This window comes from Marisediminitalea lipolytica (assembly GCF_001758465.1).
GTDB classification, from domain to species: Bacteria; Pseudomonadota; Gammaproteobacteria; order Enterobacterales; family Alteromonadaceae; genus Alteromonas; species Alteromonas lipolytica.
This window is the reverse complement of record NZ_MJIC01000006.1, coordinates 47411-63703: the sequence shown is the minus strand read 5'-3', so window position 1 is coordinate 63703 and position 16293 is coordinate 47411. Positions and strand designations below refer to the sequence as shown.

General features: G+C 49.7%; 13 protein-coding genes. 4 read left to right on the top strand and 9 right to left on the bottom strand.

The annotated features are described in order from the left end of the window. Positions 1–184 precede the first annotated feature (184 nt). Together BFC17_RS03205 and dnaQ are read right to left on the bottom strand one after the other, a co-directional pair. The gene (locus tag BFC17_RS03205; protein WP_070175026.1) at positions 185–1609 is read right to left on the bottom strand and encodes a TIGR03503 family protein; all 1425 of its coding nucleotides are present in this window, start codon (positions 1607–1609) and stop codon (positions 185–187) included. Between the two features lie 33 nt (positions 1610–1642). Then, on the bottom strand, positions 1643–2335 hold the full coding sequence (gene dnaQ / locus BFC17_RS03200; protein ID WP_070175025.1) for a DNA polymerase III subunit epsilon: 693 nt from the start codon (positions 2333–2335) through the stop codon (positions 1643–1645). Between the two features lie 86 nt (positions 2336–2421). On the opposite strand from dnaQ, the gene rnhA reads away from it, so the two are divergent. Next, positions 2422–2886, top strand: coding sequence for a ribonuclease HI (rnhA, locus tag BFC17_RS03195; protein WP_070175024.1), 465 nt, complete (start codon positions 2422–2424; stop codon positions 2884–2886). Positions 2887–2927: 41 nt separating this feature from the next. Here the strand turns inward: rnhA and yghU are convergent, their stop codons facing one another. From yghU to BFC17_RS03180, 3 genes are read right to left on the bottom strand one after another with little or no spacing between them, the layout of a single operon-like run. Then, positions 2928–3788, bottom strand: a complete 861-nt coding sequence (gene yghU, locus BFC17_RS03190; protein ID WP_070175023.1) for a glutathione-dependent disulfide-bond oxidoreductase — start codon at positions 3786–3788, stop codon at positions 2928–2930. Between the two features lie 45 nt (positions 3789–3833). After that, the gene (locus tag BFC17_RS03185; protein WP_229681073.1) at positions 3834–4811 is read right to left on the bottom strand and encodes an NAD(P)H-quinone oxidoreductase; all 978 of its coding nucleotides are present in this window, start codon (positions 4809–4811) and stop codon (positions 3834–3836) included. A gap of 8 nt (positions 4812–4819) precedes the next feature. Then, positions 4820–5209 (bottom strand): GNAT family N-acetyltransferase, encoded by a 390-nt coding sequence (locus BFC17_RS03180; RefSeq protein WP_070175021.1) that lies wholly within the window; start codon positions 5207–5209, stop codon positions 4820–4822. Positions 5210–5337: 128 nt separating this feature from the next. Between BFC17_RS03180 and BFC17_RS03175 the strand changes: the two genes are divergently transcribed. Continuing rightward, positions 5338–6525 (top strand): class I SAM-dependent rRNA methyltransferase, encoded by a 1188-nt coding sequence (locus BFC17_RS03175; protein WP_070175020.1) that lies wholly within the window; start codon positions 5338–5340, stop codon positions 6523–6525. 60 nt (positions 6526–6585) lie between these two features. On the opposite strand, the gene BFC17_RS03170 is transcribed toward BFC17_RS03175, so the two are convergent. From BFC17_RS03170 to BFC17_RS03155, 4 genes are all read right to left on the bottom strand, one after another. Next, positions 6586–6888 carry a PilZ domain-containing protein gene (locus BFC17_RS03170; protein ID WP_070175019.1) on the bottom strand — a complete coding sequence of 101 codons (303 nt, stop codon included), beginning with the start codon at positions 6886–6888 and terminating at the stop codon, positions 6586–6588. 170 nt (positions 6889–7058) lie between these two features. Next, positions 7059–10955 carry an ATP-dependent RNA helicase HrpA gene (gene hrpA, locus BFC17_RS03165; RefSeq protein ID WP_070175123.1) on the bottom strand — a complete coding sequence of 1299 codons (3897 nt, stop codon included), beginning with the start codon at positions 10953–10955 and terminating at the stop codon, positions 7059–7061. A gap of 147 nt (positions 10956–11102) precedes the next feature. Further along, positions 11103–11522 carry a CBS domain-containing protein gene (locus BFC17_RS03160; protein WP_070175018.1) on the bottom strand — a complete coding sequence of 140 codons (420 nt, stop codon included), beginning with the start codon at positions 11520–11522 and terminating at the stop codon, positions 11103–11105. Between the two features lie 324 nt (positions 11523–11846). Then, complete coding sequence (locus tag BFC17_RS03155) at positions 11847–12869, bottom strand: isoaspartyl peptidase/L-asparaginase family protein (protein ID WP_070175017.1); 1023 nt, start codon at positions 12867–12869, stop codon at positions 11847–11849. 209 nt (positions 12870–13078) lie between these two features. Here BFC17_RS03155 and sbcB point away from each other — a divergent pair, with 209 nt between their 5' ends. Together sbcB and BFC17_RS03145 are read left to right on the top strand one after the other, a co-directional pair. Then, positions 13079–14518 carry an exodeoxyribonuclease I gene (gene sbcB / locus BFC17_RS03150; RefSeq protein WP_070175016.1) on the top strand — a complete coding sequence of 480 codons (1440 nt, stop codon included), beginning with the start codon at positions 13079–13081 and terminating at the stop codon, positions 14516–14518. Positions 14519–14619: 101 nt separating this feature from the next. Beyond that, positions 14620–16278, top strand: a complete 1659-nt coding sequence (locus BFC17_RS03145) for a flagellar assembly protein A (protein ID WP_070175015.1) — start codon at positions 14620–14622, stop codon at positions 16276–16278. The last annotated feature ends 15 nt before the right edge of the window (positions 16279–16293 follow it).

The following is a 16293-nucleotide window of genomic DNA, read 5'->3' as shown; positions in this document are numbered from 1 at the left end:
CATTTTCAATCATTTCAGCGAGATACTTGGTAAGTGCTTTACCCTGTCCCTCACTGCGGCGCAGATGATACGTATTCCCCTTGGGTGAGTCAACGCTTTTTTTCACGAAAATGTCATTCTTTGAATCGTTTGCCTGTTAATTCGCCATAGTGTTTGAAAAGCCAGCAAATTCACGGCCCACAGGTTATTCTTTAGGCTTTTTAAACTTACCTAAAAGACTGCCAAGAAAACCCGCTTTGGCTGCACCGCCGTCTGCGGCATCAGTCCCTTTTGCTTTTTCTGGTGCTTTAGCTGCTTTAGTTTTGGCTGGCTTTGCTGCTGCGCCTTTTGATTTTCGGCGTTTGAGTAAAATAATAATCACTACGCTTAATAAGCCAACGCCAATAATGCTGCCATTAACAATGATTAGCCACATCATCAACGTATCGTCATCCATGCCTTCTGGCTCTGGCGGCGCAACGGGTGTTTCCGGGATCACTTCATCTACTGTATTTTGTTCAGCGGATTCTGCGACCTCGGGTTCTGGCAATTCTGGTTCAGCAACTAAAAACGTATATTCGGGCACATCCAGAATGAAGTCCCGTCCGTTCACCGTTTTACCGTAAGCCGTCATTTTCACCCTGAAAATACCGTAGTCATAGGCAATGATCAGATATTCGCGGGTATCACTACCCAGCTCTGTCAGCGAGAAATTACGCACATCGGCATTGGGGTATCGCACTTTGCCGTCAACCAGTAAGGTATTGATATCGACTAAATCCCGGTCAACATCTATCAGCAGTTTATGGTAATCATTACCACCGCCATCCAGCTCAACATTAATTTTTACCGGATTAGGATAAAGGCGCAGTGGCGGATCGACCTGTTCACGGGTAAACATGGGTGTGGTAACACGGAATATAGGTTGCCACTCGCCTGCTGGCACGTTCAGGTTAAACTGGCCGGTAAACACACCGTCCAGCGGCGCCTCGTCCATACCCCGGCCATTGTCTTCAAAGGTAGCGATTTGGTGATCATCAGCACCAAAGTTGTCGTAGTTGGGGTTATTGGTACTGACTAAGTCGATGGTCAGCTCAACCACATCCCGAAACTGACTGTAGTCGATGGGCTTGTCACCATTGGTGAGATACGCAGTTTGCTTAAGGATTTCACCGGAAAATAAAATTGGCGGCAGAGGATCCGCATGTAAAGCGATATCCGACAACACCATTACTCTACTGCCCTGCAGGATCTGACCAACGGCCTGCCACGGTCCGGGCACCGGATTTTTAATGCTGATCATGTCGTAGGTATCAGAATCGAACCAGAAGATGTCTTTTCCATCTACCTGACTCTGAAATATTTTGGAGCCGTCGGGGCGAACCAGTACCACCGGCGCAGAACCAAACTCGCGGAAGAACACCATAGTGACTTCTTCCACATTGTGATCAATCCGAAAACGATTCTGTAATAACTTAATCCCGTTTTCGTATTCACTGCCAATCAATTCAATTGGCGAGGCTTTCTCGCTTTGTGCAGCCGTATTTTCCGCCGGCGTGTCCACTGGCTCCTGAGCGGTTACCGAAAAGGCCAGTATCAGTCCTAAGATTGTCAGTATTGCTTTACTCACCCAATTCGCCCTGTGTTGGCAAAAATCGCCGGATTACTGGCGCCAGATTGGATTTTGCACCAGGTCCAGACGCGCTTCATGTTGTGTTAATTCATCGGCAGTAGCTTGAATAACCTTTAATTTATTTCCGTTACGCGGGATGCGACGGATCACTTCCGCACCGCCGGTGTTGGCCTGGCTGTTACCGCTGAGGTTAAGGTCAGTCTGCCCGCCCGTCATCATCAGATACACATCAGCCAGGATCTCAGCATCCAGCAATGCGCCGTGTAACTCCCGGTGACTGTTATCTATACCATAGCGTTTACATAAAGCATCGAGGTTGTTTTTCTGACCCGGGTGCATGTCACGGGCCAGCACCAGGGTATCCAGCACGCCGCAAATTTCTTTGGTTTTTACATTGGCCGTTGGCCCGTGCATGGCAAATTCATGATCCATAAAGCCCACGTCAAACGGCGCGTTGTGGATCACCAGCTGTCCGCCACGAATAAACTCTATAAATTCATCAGCCACGTCGGCAAACACCGGTTTGTCGGCGAGAAACTCATTAGTGATACCGTGCACCTCAATGGCTTCCTGTTCAATTTCCCGCTTGGGGTTAATATAAACATGGAAATGATTGCCGGTCAGACGGCGGTTGATAACCTCAACACAACCAATCTCAATTATTCGGTGGCCTTCTTTAGGGTCAATACCTGTTGTTTCTGTATCCAGTACGATTTGGCGCATAAACCACTCTTATCTTGTTGCTGATTGCGGTAGTATACCAAGCCACTGCCAAGTGACCACGCTTGAGGTTAAAAAAAGGAGAATTCGTGGCCCAACAACCTGTGCATATCTATACTGACGGCTCTTGTTTAGGCAATCCTGGCCCTGGCGGCTATGGGGCAATTTTGATTTACGGTAAGCACCGTAAGGAAATCAGCGAGGGATTTACTCTCACTACCAACAACCGCATGGAATTACTCGCAACCATCGAGGCCCTCAACTTACTTACTAAACCCTGCCAGGTGGAACTCACCACAGATAGTCAGTATGTAAAAAATGGCATTAACCAGTGGATCCACAACTGGCGGCGTAACGGTTGGCGCACCAAGGATAAAAAGCCCGTAAAGAATGCCGACTTATGGCAGGCGCTGGACGAAGCCATTAAGCCCCATGAGGTTAACTGGCACTGGGTTAAAGGTCACAGCGGCCACCCCGAAAACGAACGCTGCGACGACTTAGCCCGCAGTGCAGCCGAGGCCCCCACAAAAGAAGATACCGGCTACCAGCCCTAAATGAAAAGCGCCCCATAATTGGGGCGCTTCGGTTAGTCATATCAGGCTGGTCTTTGCGCCAGCACTTTATCGATGTCAGCGGCTTGATGACGTTCACGCAGCTGCTCCCACTCTTCACCGAAGGTACGGTTTACAATCCGCCCCCGTTGCACCGCCTCACGAGCTTCCAGCATCTGTGCCCAGCGGACCACGTTAGTGTACGTATGCACCTGCAAAAACTCTGCGGCATTATACATCTTGCCAAGTGCCATACAGCCATACCATGGCCAGATAGCCATATCCGCAATGGTGTACTCATCCCCGGCTACGTAAGTATTTTGTGCCAGGTGTTTATCCAGCACATCCAGTTGGCGTTTGGCTTCCATGGCAAAACGATTAATCGGGTATTCTTGTTTTTCATCAGCGTAGGCATAAAAGTGGCCAAAGCCACCACCTAAAAACGGCGCTGAACCCTGAGCCCAGAACAACCAGTTAAAGGTTTTGGTTCTGGCCACGCCTTCGGCGGGTAAAAACAGGCCGAATTTCTCGGCCAGATATACCAGAATAGAGGCGGATTCAAATACGTTAACCGGCTGCTCGCCCGTTCGGTCTACCAGTGCCGGAATTTTTGAATTGGGATTTACCTCAACAAAACCCGAAGAAAACTGATCAGAATCGCCGATATTAATTAAAAAGGCATCATATTCTGCTTCGCTAATACCAGCGGCCAGCAGCTCTTCCAGCATAATGGTGACCTTTTGGCCATTAGGCGTACCCAACGAATATAACTGCAAAGGGTGCTCGCCTACCGGCAGTTCACGCTCAAAGCGTGCGCCGGATACCGGACTATTAATATTTGCCCATTTGTTACCACCGGCAGTGTCATTTACCCACACTTTGGGTGGCACATATTGTTCACTCATGATGTCTCCTGACGAAAAAATTACTCAAAAAAACGCTGGCAGACCTTACCAGGCAATAACCACCTTGCCCTGGGTGTTGTTACTTAGTACCTGCTGATGCGCCTGTTCAACGTCGCTAACACAATAGACCGTATCAAGGGGTACTTTTAATTCACCGCGGGTAAAGGCAGGCAGGCATTCCTTGCTGAACGCCGCAACCAGACGGGCTTTATAATCCACGTCACGATTACGCAACGTAGTACCTTTCACACTGGCGCGTTTGCCCAGCATCAGAGCCATATCCAGCTTGTCGGCAAAGCGTCCGGCCATCATAGCCAGATAAACCACCGAACCATCCATCGCCAGTACCTTGAGGTTGCGGTTAAGATAATCACCGCCCACCATATCCAGTACCATATTGACCCCACCAGGCCATTGCTCTTTTACCGCAGGGACAAAATCAGCCTGTTTGTAGTTCACCAGAATGCTGGCACCTGCTTGCTGACAAGCAGCCAGTTTGGCCTCTGAAGAAGCGGTTGTTGCCGTGGCGATGTCCCATAGTTTACACAGTTGTAAGGCCGCCAGGCCTACGCCACTGGCACCTGCGTGAATAAGCGCTTTCTGACCGTTTTGTAATTCCCCAACCCAGCGAAGCGCCTGATAAGCAGTAAGAAACACCTCACTTAGCCCGGCCGCTTCTGCATCAGAAAGCATATCGGGTACCGCTATCAGATGACTGGCTTCAATGGCCACATACTCGGCATAACCGCCGCCAGACACAATCGCGCACACGCGCTGCCCTGTTTGCCAGCCACTGACTTCGCTGCCAACTGATTCAATCACACCGCACACTTCAAGACCCAGAATCGGGCTTTCCCCTTTGGGCGGCGGGTAATGACCAGCCCGTTGCAGTAAATCAGCCCGATTTACTGCAAAAGCGCTTACCTTAACTAAAACCTGAGATGATGCAGGAACTGGCGTATCGCATGACTGCAGCGACAAACCGCCGTCCATATCGCCTTCGGTATGTTGAATAAATTGCATTGAAACACTCATTTTTTATAAATATCCGGGTGCCAGATTTGCATTAACGGGCTGGCATCCTCCACCGGGGTAAAACCATATTTTTTATATAAGCCATGGGCATCCCAGGTAGCCAGCATAAATCGTCTGAGCCCTTGTAATTCAGGATGGGCAACCACCGCATCCATCAGTAACCGGCTTATACCCTGCCCTCGGAATGCCTCCAGCACGAATACATCGGCCAGATAACCAAAGGTGGCTTTGTCAGTTATAACCCTGGCAAAACCAACGGTTTCACCCGCTGCTGTGAGCGCAGCAAAACACACGGAGTTTTGTAACGCCTTGATTAATGTCGTATCCGGGATGTTTTGCGCCCAATAGCTGGTACGAATAAAGTCATAAATAGTTTGAAAATCCATATCGGCCAGTGAACTGGTTATCGTAAATGACGGCGTAGTAATAGCGGAATTCCTCCCAAGAGAACCGTGCAGGCAGGAACAATAAACAGTATACTGCGCGCCGGTTTAAACAAGATGAAAGTCAGCATATGCCTGCCACAGTAATATTACAAGAAGGTCGCGAGAAGTCGCTAAAACGTCACCACCCCTGGGTTTTCGATGGCGCTATTGCCAACGTAAAAGGCCGTTGCCGGGTTGGTGATACCGTAGATGTGGTGGCATCTGATGGTCAGTGGTTAGGCCGTGGCGCCTATTCCCCTGCGTCACAAATCCGGGTGCGTATCTGGACCTTCGATCAACAGGAAGTGGTTGATAACGCCTTTTTCCTGCGCCGCATCGAACAAGCCTGGCTATTACGTCAACGCCTGATGCAACAGGCAGAAACCAATGCTTGCCGGCTGGTGGCTGCCGAATCCGATGGCCTGCCGGGCGTTACTATCGACCTGTACGATAATCTTGCTGTGCTGCAATTACTGAGTGCTGGCGCCGACAAACACCGCGACAAAATAGTCTGGGCGTTACAAAAGCTGTTACCCGATGTAGCTGTTTTTGAACGCAGCGATGTGGACGTACGAACCAAAGAAGGCCTGGAACCGCTTATCCAAACCTTGCATGGCGATATCCCCAAGGAAGTAGAAATTATTGAGCACGGCGTAAAAATACTGGTTGATCCGCATATTGGTCATAAAACCGGTTTTTATCTGGATCAGCGGGAAAACCGGCTGGCTGCCAGCCGCTACGCAAAGGACGCCCACGTACTGAACTGTTTTAGTTATACCGGTACTTTTGCCTGTTATGCACTAAATGGCGGTGCCGCTCACGTGACCAATGTGGATGTTTCGCAACCGGCGCTGGATATGGCAAGCCGCCATATTGCACTTAATGGCTATCAGCCAGAACAATGTACCCAGGTAAAGGGCGATGTATTTGAGGTACTGCGCAACTACCATCGTGACCAACAGCAGTTTGATATGGTGATTTTGGATCCGCCTAAATTTGTAGATAGCAAAGCCTCATTAAAGCGTGCTTGTCGTGGTTATAAAGATATCAATATGTATGGCATTCACGCTGTAAAACCAGGTGGAATTTTGCTGACCTTCAGCTGTTCGGGATTAATGGAGCAATCGTTGTTTCAGAAGATTGTGGCAGACGCTGCACTGGATGCTGGCAAACGGGTACAAATCCTGGAGCACTTATCGCAAGCCCCGGACCACCCCGTTGGTCTTAACTATCCGGAAGGTTACTACCTGAAAGGACTGGTCTGCCGGGTGCTGTAACCCTGGCGCGCGCTATGCGCTGCCTACAAAAAGGTAGCGCAAGCTTTGCGTAAACACAGGTTATTTCATTTCAGAAATTTCAACGCCAACGATGCAGCTGCTGTCAGACTCTGGTACACAACGGACCACTTTGGCCACAGCTGACAGAGAAGGAATTTGTGAACTGGTGGAGTCGATGCTGACACTCACCTCGGTACCGATTTCAATTGACGGCTCATCGACTTCCAGCGACATGCCGGTTGCGCTGATATCCTTACACACCGCCTGCAGCGTGCGACTGGATTCATCGTCAATTATTTGTAACTGACATGGAGAGTTAACCATCATCCTGAAAAAATTGCGTTTGTCGTCGTATCCCAACATTTAACTACTTCTCCTCTCACCTCAACTGCAAACAAAAGGGTAAAAACTACCCTACTACCTACAAGGTTATAGGGTGACATCCCTGAGTTGTCAATGTAATTTCCGGCGCGGTCAGCGCTAAATTTTAAAATAATTTTATTTATTAACGTTAACGCCTGATTTGGCTTAAATTAATGTGTTTCGATAACACTTAATACCCGTTTGGCAGAAATCGGATAAGCCGTGCCTAACTGCTGAGCAAACAGCGATACGCGCAACTCTTCAATCATCCAGCGCACTTCCAGCAGCTCAGCAGGCACCTTATCTGCATTGTACTTATTCAATACGGCCGCATAGGCCTGCTCCACCTTATCCAGGGTGATTTGCTGCAGGCGATCACGGTTAGGATCCACCGGTAATTTTTCTAACCGGCGAGCCAGCGCTTTAATGTATCGATTCCAGTCTGCCAGCCGGGCCTGACCAACCTCCGCAACAAAACCCGGGTACACCAGTGTGCCGAGATGCTGTTTTATATGGTTAAGGCCCGACACCATATCCAGCGATACCTTGCCTTTCATTTTTTTCTGGCACTGGTGAGCCAGCGTCAGACCGGTCTCCACCTGCTGCGCAATAGCCAGCACCGACTCGTTGATATTAGCCCGCACATGGTCCAGACACTGATTAAAACTGGCTTTATCACGAATTGTCAGTTCATGCTGACGTTGATAATCGCGACTCAGCGCATCAATGCCAGCTAAAATACAATCATCAATCAGCGCCTTAATCTGCCCGAAGGGGTTAAAATACAGCCCCAGCTTAGCCTTGTTGGGTAACTTTTGTTCCAGATAGCTGACCGGTGACGGCATACTCAGCATTAACAGTCGATTAAGCCCCTGTTGATGCAAGGTTTCAGCTTTCTCCTGTTCAGCCACAAGTTCAATATCCACGCGACCATTATGATTAACCAGCGCCGGAAACGCCTGCACTTCAAAACCGCCATGCTTTTGGGTAAAACTGGCAGGCAGACTGTCAAAGTCCCATTCCGTCAGGTTTTTACGCTCCAGTTCGGGCGTTGCAGCCTGTTCAAAGGTTTCTTTAACCCGGCCCTGCAAACGGTCTTTAAGACTGTCCAAGTCATCGCCACGCCCCAGCACGTTTTGCTCGGCATCCACCACAGCAAAATGCATGTTAAGGTGCTTATCAATCTGATCCAGCTGCCAGTCTTCTGCTTCTACTCTCACGCCGGTCATGCGCAGTAATTTAGTTGCCAGGGCATCCAGTAATTTAATGGGTTTACCTGACTTTTCTTCCTGCATACGCATGTCGGCCAACGCGGCCTGGGCGTAGTTAGGGGCCGGCACAAAGTTACGGCGCAGGCGCTTGGGCAGGCTTTTAATCAACTGCACTACCCGCTCTTCGCGCAAGCCTGGCACCTGCCAGTCAAAACCATCTGCCACCACCTGATTTAACAGCGGTAGCGGGATATTTACCGTAACGCCATCGTCCTCGGCATTCGGCTCAAAGTGATAACTCAATGGCAGTTTGATATTGCCTTGCTGCCATACATCAGGAAACGCATTGGCCGCCGATGTGCCGGGTTGCTCGCGGAATACATCCTGCTCAGTCAGCCGTAAAAATGACGTATCCGGCTGGCGTTTCAGCCATTTTTTAAATGCTGCGTCGTTATTTACCTCGAGCGGGAGTTTTTCTGCGTAGAAATCAACCAGTACCTGCTCATCCACCACCAGATCACGGCGACGGGTTTTCTGCTCCCAATCATCCGCCAGTTCCAGCAACGCCTGATTATCTTGTAAAAAGTCATAGCGCAGGCGGGTTTCGCCGTTAACCAGCGCTTCCCGAATAAATATCTGATGACAGGTGGCCGGATCAATCTGGCTGTAGGTAACATAGCGCTGGGCAACAATAGGGAGGCCAAATAAACTAACGCGCTCACTGGCGGTTACAGCACCACGTTTCTTCGACCAGTGTGGCTCAGAATAATTGCGTTTAACCAGGTGCTCACCGAGGCTCTCCAGCCACTGCGGCTCAATTTTAGCCACCATGCGGCCAAACAGCTTAGAGGTTTCCACCAGTTCGGCTGCCACTATCCATTTAGGATTGGCCTTGGCTAATCCTGAACCGGGGAAAATCATAAATTTAGTATTACGCGCTCCCAGGTACTCGCGGTCCTTGTCTTTCATCCCCACGTGGGACAGCAAACCGCTGCACAACGCCTGATGGATAGCCTGATAATCTGCTGCCTGACTAGTAATGCGCAGGTCAATTTCGGCCACAGATTTACGCAACTGGCTGACAATATCCTGCCATTCACGCATGCGCAGATAATTAATAAAATGACCATGACACCATTTGCGTAACTGGCTGTTAGACAGGTTTTTCTGTTGTTCCCTGAACGCCACCCACAAATTCCACAGGGCAATAAAATCGGAGTCTTTGTCGGCAAATTCGCTGTGAGCTTCATCGGCCTGAGCCCGTTTATCCTGTGGTCGTTCGCGGGGATCCTGAATCGATAAACCGGCGGCAATAACCATCACTTCCATCAGCGCGTTAAATTCACCGGCGGCGACGACCATTCTGGCATAGCGCGGATCCACCGGCAGCCGCGAAATCTGGCGGCCCATTCTGGTTAGTGCAATACGGCCTTTATGGCGGGTAATCGCTTCTATTTCTTCCAGCAGTCGGAATCCATCGTTGATTTGGCGACTATCCGGGGGTTGCACAAAATCAAACTGGTTAATATCGCCTAAGCCCAGACTGGCCATTTGCAAAATAACCGAGGCCAGGTTGGTGCGCAGAATTTCCGGATCGGTAAAGGCCGGGCGATTTTCGTAATCCTGCTCTGAATACAGGCGAATACAAATGCCCTCGGAAACCCGGCCACAGCGCCCTGCCCGCTGATTAGCCGACGCCTGGGACACAGGCTCTATAGGCAAACGCTGGACCTTGCTGCGTGCACTGTAGCGGGAAATTCGGGCGGTTCCCGGATCGATAACATATTTAATCCCCGGCACGGTTAAGGACGTTTCAGCCACGTTGGTCGAGAGGACAATACGCCGCCCGCTGTGTGACTGGAAAATGCGTTGTTGCTCCGAGGCTGATAACCGCGCGTAAAGGGGTATAATTTCGGTATGGCGATACTGTCGGCGACTCAGGGCATCCTGGGTATCACGAATTTCCCGTTCACCGCTTAAGAATACCAGAATATCCCCGGGGGGCTCGCGCATCAGCTCGTCTACCGCTTTGATGATGCGCTCAACCTGGTCGGCATCGTCTTCCGCATCTTCTGGATCATGGTAGCGAATTTCCACCGGGAAAGTACGGCCGCTGACTTCAATAATGGGGGCATCGTTAAAATAACGGGAGAAGCGTTCCGGATCGATGGTCGCCGAGGTAATAATAACCTTGAGCTCCGGGCGCTTTACCAGCAGTTGCTTGAGGTAGCCAATCAGAAAGTCGATGTTCAGGCTGCGTTCGTGGGCTTCATCAATAATGATAGTGTCATATTCGTTTAAAAACCGATCCTGCTGCATTTCGGCCAGCAACATCCCGTCGGTCATCAGTTTAACCACACTGTTGTCACTGACCTGATCGGAAAAACGGATTTTAAAGCCGACTAAATCACCCAATGTCGTATTCAGCTCATCGGCAATCCGGTTGGCCACGCTACGAGCGGCAAGTCGCCGTGGCTGGGTATGAGCAATGGTACCGGCAACGCCGCGCCCCAACTCCAGGCAGATTTTAGGAATTTGGGTGGTTTTGCCTGAGCCCGTTTCACCGGCAATAATCACCACCTGATTATCAGCAATCGCTTGCTTGATATCATCCTTGCGGTCACTAACCGGTAACGGTGGGTAATCAATTTGCGGAATCGATGCCGCGCGCGCCGCACAGCGCTCCACCGAGCCATTAATTCGTTCAATTACTCGTTCCAGTTGCTGCTGATTGGTCGGTTCTGACAAATCGGCCTTGGCCAGTCGCTGTAACTGACGACGCAAGGGAAAACGGTCCTTTATAAGGCACTGGGGTAATTGACTCAGTAACGCACTGATTGGCGAGGGCTTCGACATAAAAGCTAATGACATCCGGAAACTAAAAAAACGCAGCGATCCTAGAAGATGCGCGGCACTTTTTCCAGTGTCAATATCGACAAAGCAAACCAGCTGGTCGGTTAACCGGCCAGCCAGCCAGCGTTTTTGTTTTTATTGCCGGACAAATCAGGCGGTTTTTGGGTATTCCGCGTGCAAATGCTTATCTATGGCAAACAGGATCTGCGTACGGGTAATACACCCTACCAACTTTTTGTTGGCATCAACTACCGGATACACTTTAGGTTTTTCAACCAACAGCTTTTCCGCCACTTCCAGAATGGACATGTCCTCGCGAACAGTGAGAACCGGGGTTTTCATAATTTCGCCCACCCGACATACCTGTTCCCGGTAATAGGTAGACTCGACCATGGCTTTAATACAATCCTGCTCTGACAAAAAGCCACACAGATTTCCCGCTGCATCTAACACTGGCCCACCAGACTGATTATTTTGCAGCAGTCTTTCAACCGCTTCAGCTACCGGCATAGACTCGGTTAATTTAACCGGATGCTGACTCATATATTTACTGACAAGTAACGATTCCATAATGCCTCCAACACCACAATCTGCTTTAGCGCCTTAATGTGGCTCAATTGTTATTATCGGGAGGTTGATAGCACAAACTACGGCTACAGAGCGAAAGTGAGAATTTCTCTATGTTATTACAGCCTCCAGAGCGTCATGCTCTGATTAAAGATTAGTTCAGAATTACCGGTATGGTTAACTTTTTCTTAACACGACTTTGGTCGTAATCAGACAAAATAAGAGGGGCAAAAGAGACCTTTCAGTTTAAAACATTCCAGCGTTAGCCAGGTGATGGGGATTTAGCTGCAAACGCCCGCCAATGTTGGCGGGCGCAGCTGAGCGGTGTTATTCAACCCACTCTTTATAAATACCCACTTTTACCTTACCGTCGGTATCGATTTGTGCGCGATACATGCCCGCAGAATTAAACACTGCCGCAATATTACCATCGTGATCAATAGCGATAATGCCACCATCACCACCGGCTTCTACCAAAACATTGTTGATTACCGTATTGGCGGCTTCATCAAGACTAACGCCGGTGTACTTCATCCTTGAACAAATATCCGCTGCCACGTGATAACGAATAAAATACTCACCATGACCCGTTGCCGACACGGCACAACTGCTGTTATCCGCCCAGGTGCCTGCACCGATAACCGGAGAATCACCAATCCGGCCATAGCGTTTCGCGGTCATGCCACCGGTTGAGGTGCCTGCCACCAGATTGCCTTGTTTATCAATAACCACAGCTCCAACCGTACCAAAGCGCTCATTGCCCTGCTGCCCGCCATAACTAATACCGGCCTGCAAAATTCGCTCACGGGCTTTTTCCAGCGCTTTGTAACGGCGTTCGGTATCGAAAATATGGTTATCAACCGGCTCCATCCCCAGGCTCTGGGCGAAATCTTCTGCGCCCGTGCCGCTTAACATTACGTGAGGCGAGTGTTCCAGCACTGCTCTGGCTGCTGCAATGGGGCTGGCGATAGTTTTAACCCCGGCCACAGCACCCGCATTGAGCGTACCACCATGCATAATGGAGGCATCCAGTTCGTGCTCACCATCAAAGGTATATACCGCACCAATGCCAGCATTAAACAATGGCGATTGCTCCAGTACCTGAATGGTTTCTACCACAGCGGTTTCCCCATCCACGCCGGATTGTAGTAACGCATAACCCTTTTTAACGGCTTCAGTCAGCTTCGCGATATAGGCTTTTTCCAGTTCCGGCGTCATATTCTTTTTAAGAATGGTACCGGCACCGCCATGGATCACAATGGCAACATCAGCCGCCAGTGTTGAAAAAGACAGCCCCAGCGAACATACGGATGCACAGAGCATGGTTTTAAGTGAAAAGGTGCGTTTCATTTGTTGTTCCCGAAAATTACTATCGTTGTAACAGGTACTCTACCTGACTTGTAAGCTACGATGCCAGAGTCATTCAACCTGTAACACCGGGACTTCCTCGTATCACCCGGATTTCCTGCCAATCTGACAATTTATGCCGGTTACCGCCGCTAACCATGTTAGGATATCGGCATAAAACTTACAGCGCTACGGATTAAACGACCCAAACAATGAGTACGACCAGTTCTGCAACTTTTCTCTGGCACGATTACGAAACCTGGGGGATTAGCCCGCAAAAAGATCAGCCCAGCCAGTTTGCTGCTATCCGCACCGATCAGGACCTCAATGAGATAGGCAAACCTATCAATATCATGTGCCGGATTAACAATGATTACCTGCCCCATCCTCAGGCCGCTCTGGTGACTAAACTCACGCCTCAACACACCTTACGTGACGGTATGACTGAAGCCGATTTTGCGGCCAGGGTGCATCAGGCAATGAGTCAGCCAAACACTTGCGTTGTGGGTTATAACAGTATCCGGTTTGATGACGAAGTCAGCCGCTATTTGTTTTACCGTAATTTTTACGAGCCCTATGGCCGGGAATGGCAAAACGGTAACAGCCGCTGGGATATTATTGATCTGGTTCGGGCTTGCTATGCGCTGCGTCCCGAAGGAATAGAATGGCCACTACGAGAAGATGGCAGCCCCAGTTTTAAGCTGGAATTACTCACCGCCGCTAATGGCATCGATCACGGTCAGGCCCACGACGCTCTGGCCGATGTAAGAGCCACGATAGCGCTGGCAAAACTGATCAAAGAAAAACAGCCCAAGCTGTTTGATTATGCCTTTTCGCTGCGTCAAAAAGCCCAGGTTATTAAACAGATCAATTTGCAACAGCTAACGCCGCTGGTACATGTATCGTCAAAAATTCCAGCCAGTCAGGGCTGTTGTACCTGGATATTACCGGTTGCCCCGCATCCCACTAACCCCAACGCGGTTATCTGTGTGGATTTAAGTAAGGATCCTCAGGCAATACTGAACGAAGATGCCGCCACACTCCGTACTTTGCTTTATGCACGTCAGGACAGTTTTGAGGAGGGCCAGCAGCGCCCGGGCATTAAACTTATTCATATTAACCGGTCGCCATTTGTTACCACCGCCAAAGCGTTAACCGAAGAAAACGCCGAACGACTGGGTCTCAACCGGCAACAATGTCTGGATAATTATAAACGTCTGGCGGAAAACACAGCCTGGCGGGATACGTTGATAGAGTTGTATAACGAACCCCACGAAGACAGCGAAGCAGATGCTGATCATGCCCTTTACAGTGGCGGCTTTTTAACTAACGAAGAAAAACACTGGTGCGACGATGTCAGGGCTGCTGAACCTGAGCAACTGGCGGTGCTGGCTGAGCGAATGCAAAACCCCCGACTCAAAACTTTGTTGTTTCGCTATCGCGCCAGAAACTATCCCCAGACCCTGACTTTTGAGGAAAGCCAGCGCTGGCAACAACACCGCCAATTTAGATTGACAGCACAAGATTCTCCGGCCAGTATCAATATAGACTCATATCTGTTGGAGCTGGAACAACTGGCGCAGCAGTATGCCGATCACGCTGAAAACAAGGCCATTCTTAAAGCCTTATATGAATACGCGCAGAATTTGTGATAAATGCTGGGCGAATGAGACTACAGAAACAGACGTGATTGCAGATACATAATAATAACGAGTTGTTTATGCACTAGGTGCGCTGACAGGCAGGAACGGCAATGCAAGGTGTTAATTTTTCTTTCGACGAAAATCGGGAACATGTCACATTAACCATCTCTCCTGGCGAAATGAGCCAGGAACTTTCCGCACAGGACGTACACAAGGCCCTGTGTGAAGAAGGTTACGATGAAGTTTATTTGTCAGAAAGTGCCATCAAAAGCGCCTGCGACAAAGCCAATCACCTGTTTAAAACCCGCGATAGTTCTCAGCAAGTTATTGAACAGGTGGGTGAACGCCGTCACACCGAAGTCGAATTTCGCATCAGCGAAGACAATATGTCGGCTTTTGCGGTTCTGACTGCACCACACGGCGGTCAGTTACCCAGCGCAAGTCAAATTATGGCGATGGCGAAAAACAGCAACATTCGTCGTGGTATTGGCCGTAAACGAATCAGCGCATTACTCGACAAAGTCGCCAGCGCAAAACCAGGCACCCGGGTCGAAAGCTTAATAGCCAAAGGCTTGCCGCCTCGGGATGGCCGGCCTTCCAAACAAGTACCACTGGTGCCCAATGCTTTGGAACGGGTGCTACGTCCCCAGGCCAAAACCGATAAAAAAGTCGACTTACGTAACCTCGGTGAAATTGTTTGCGTAAAAGCCGGTGCCGAACTGATGCGACGGGAACAACCGGGGCGCGGCCGTCATGGCTTTGATGTCCGGGGTAACACCCTGCCTTCAAAGGTTGGCGACTGGGTACCTTTTAATCTGGGTAACGGTACCGCCATCAGCGATCACGATGAAAACCTGCTGGTATCAACCATTGCTGGCATGCCCAAATACCAGAACATGATAATGACCGTCGACGATACCTTTATTTGTCAGGGCGTGAATGTGGGCACCGGTCATATCACCTACGAAGGCTCGGTGTTGGTCAATGGTGATGTCACCGAAAACATGATCATTAAAGCCAAGGGCGACGTTACGATTAACGGGTTCGCCGAGTCAGCGCATATCCAGGCCGAAGGCGATATTATTATTACCGAAGGTGCCATGGGTAAGCAGTCTGAGGATCATAACGAATACACCTGTACCATTCAGGCTGGCGGCAGCGTTTACCTGCAACATGGACAAGGGCTGGATATTATTGCCAGCGCAAATCTGAATGTGGCCCGCCAACTGGCGCACTGCCGGGTAATGACCGGCGGACAAATCATTGTGGGACAGCCCGAAAACCCACAGGGTAACCTGTTTGCCTGTGAAATTAGCAGCCATGGACCGGTGATAGCCGGTACCGTAGGCGCAGTCTCTGGCAGCACCCTGCGCATTGATTTTAGTGCCGGGTTTAATCAATTACAGGCCCGTAAGGATTCGTTTGACGAGTTATTAAAACAGCTGCGCGGGAATACCGAGCGCCATAAACAAAAAATGGATCTCATTAATAACCGCGTTGTGCCAAAGTCTATGATTGAACGGGTTGATGAAGCTAAGGAGATGCTGAAGAACGAGTCTAACCTGTTAACCTGGATGGAAGGCAAAGCCGCTGAGATGACTGAAGCAAAACATCATTATCAGGAATCGGCGCGATTAGTAGCAAACAAGAAGCTCTATTCCGGGGTTTCGGTAAAACTGAATAACCGTAACTGGCGCTCAGAACGAGAATACGAACGAGCTAAAGTGAGTTATGAAATGCACCAGTGGAAATACGAACCACTGGTGTAAATTTAGCCCGGAGTC

Bases quoted from the DNA above. Each gene is read 5' to 3' on its own strand.
- dnaQ (WP_070175025.1), bottom strand. From the start codon at position 2,335: ATGCGCCAAATCGTACTGGATACAGAAACAACAGGTATTGACCCTAAA.
- yghU (WP_070175023.1), bottom strand. From the start codon at position 3,788: ATGAGTGAACAATATGTGCCACCCAAAGTGTGGGTAAATGACACTGCC.
- BFC17_RS03185 (WP_229681073.1), bottom strand. From the start codon at position 4,811: ATGCAATTTATTCAACATACCGAAGGCGATATGGACGGCGGTTTGTCG.
- BFC17_RS03180 (WP_070175021.1), bottom strand. From the start codon at position 5,209: ATGGATTTTCAAACTATTTATGACTTTATTCGTACCAGCTATTGGGCG.
- BFC17_RS03175 (WP_070175020.1), top strand. From the start codon at position 5,338: ATGCCTGCCACAGTAATATTACAAGAAGGTCGCGAGAAGTCGCTAAAA.
- BFC17_RS03170 (WP_070175019.1), bottom strand. From the start codon at position 6,888: ATGTTGGGATACGACGACAAACGCAATTTTTTCAGGATGATGGTTAAC.
- hrpA (WP_070175123.1), bottom strand. From the start codon at position 10,955: ATGTCGAAGCCCTCGCCAATCAGTGCGTTACTGAGTCAATTACCCCAG.
- BFC17_RS03160 (WP_070175018.1), bottom strand. From the start codon at position 11,522: ATGGAATCGTTACTTGTCAGTAAATATATGAGTCAGCATCCGGTTAAA.
- BFC17_RS03155 (WP_070175017.1), bottom strand. From the start codon at position 12,869: ATGAAACGCACCTTTTCACTTAAAACCATGCTCTGTGCATCCGTATGT.
- sbcB (WP_070175016.1), top strand. From the start codon at position 13,079: ATGAGTACGACCAGTTCTGCAACTTTTCTCTGGCACGATTACGAAACC.
- BFC17_RS03145 (WP_070175015.1), top strand. From the start codon at position 14,620: ATGCAAGGTGTTAATTTTTCTTTCGACGAAAATCGGGAACATGTCACA.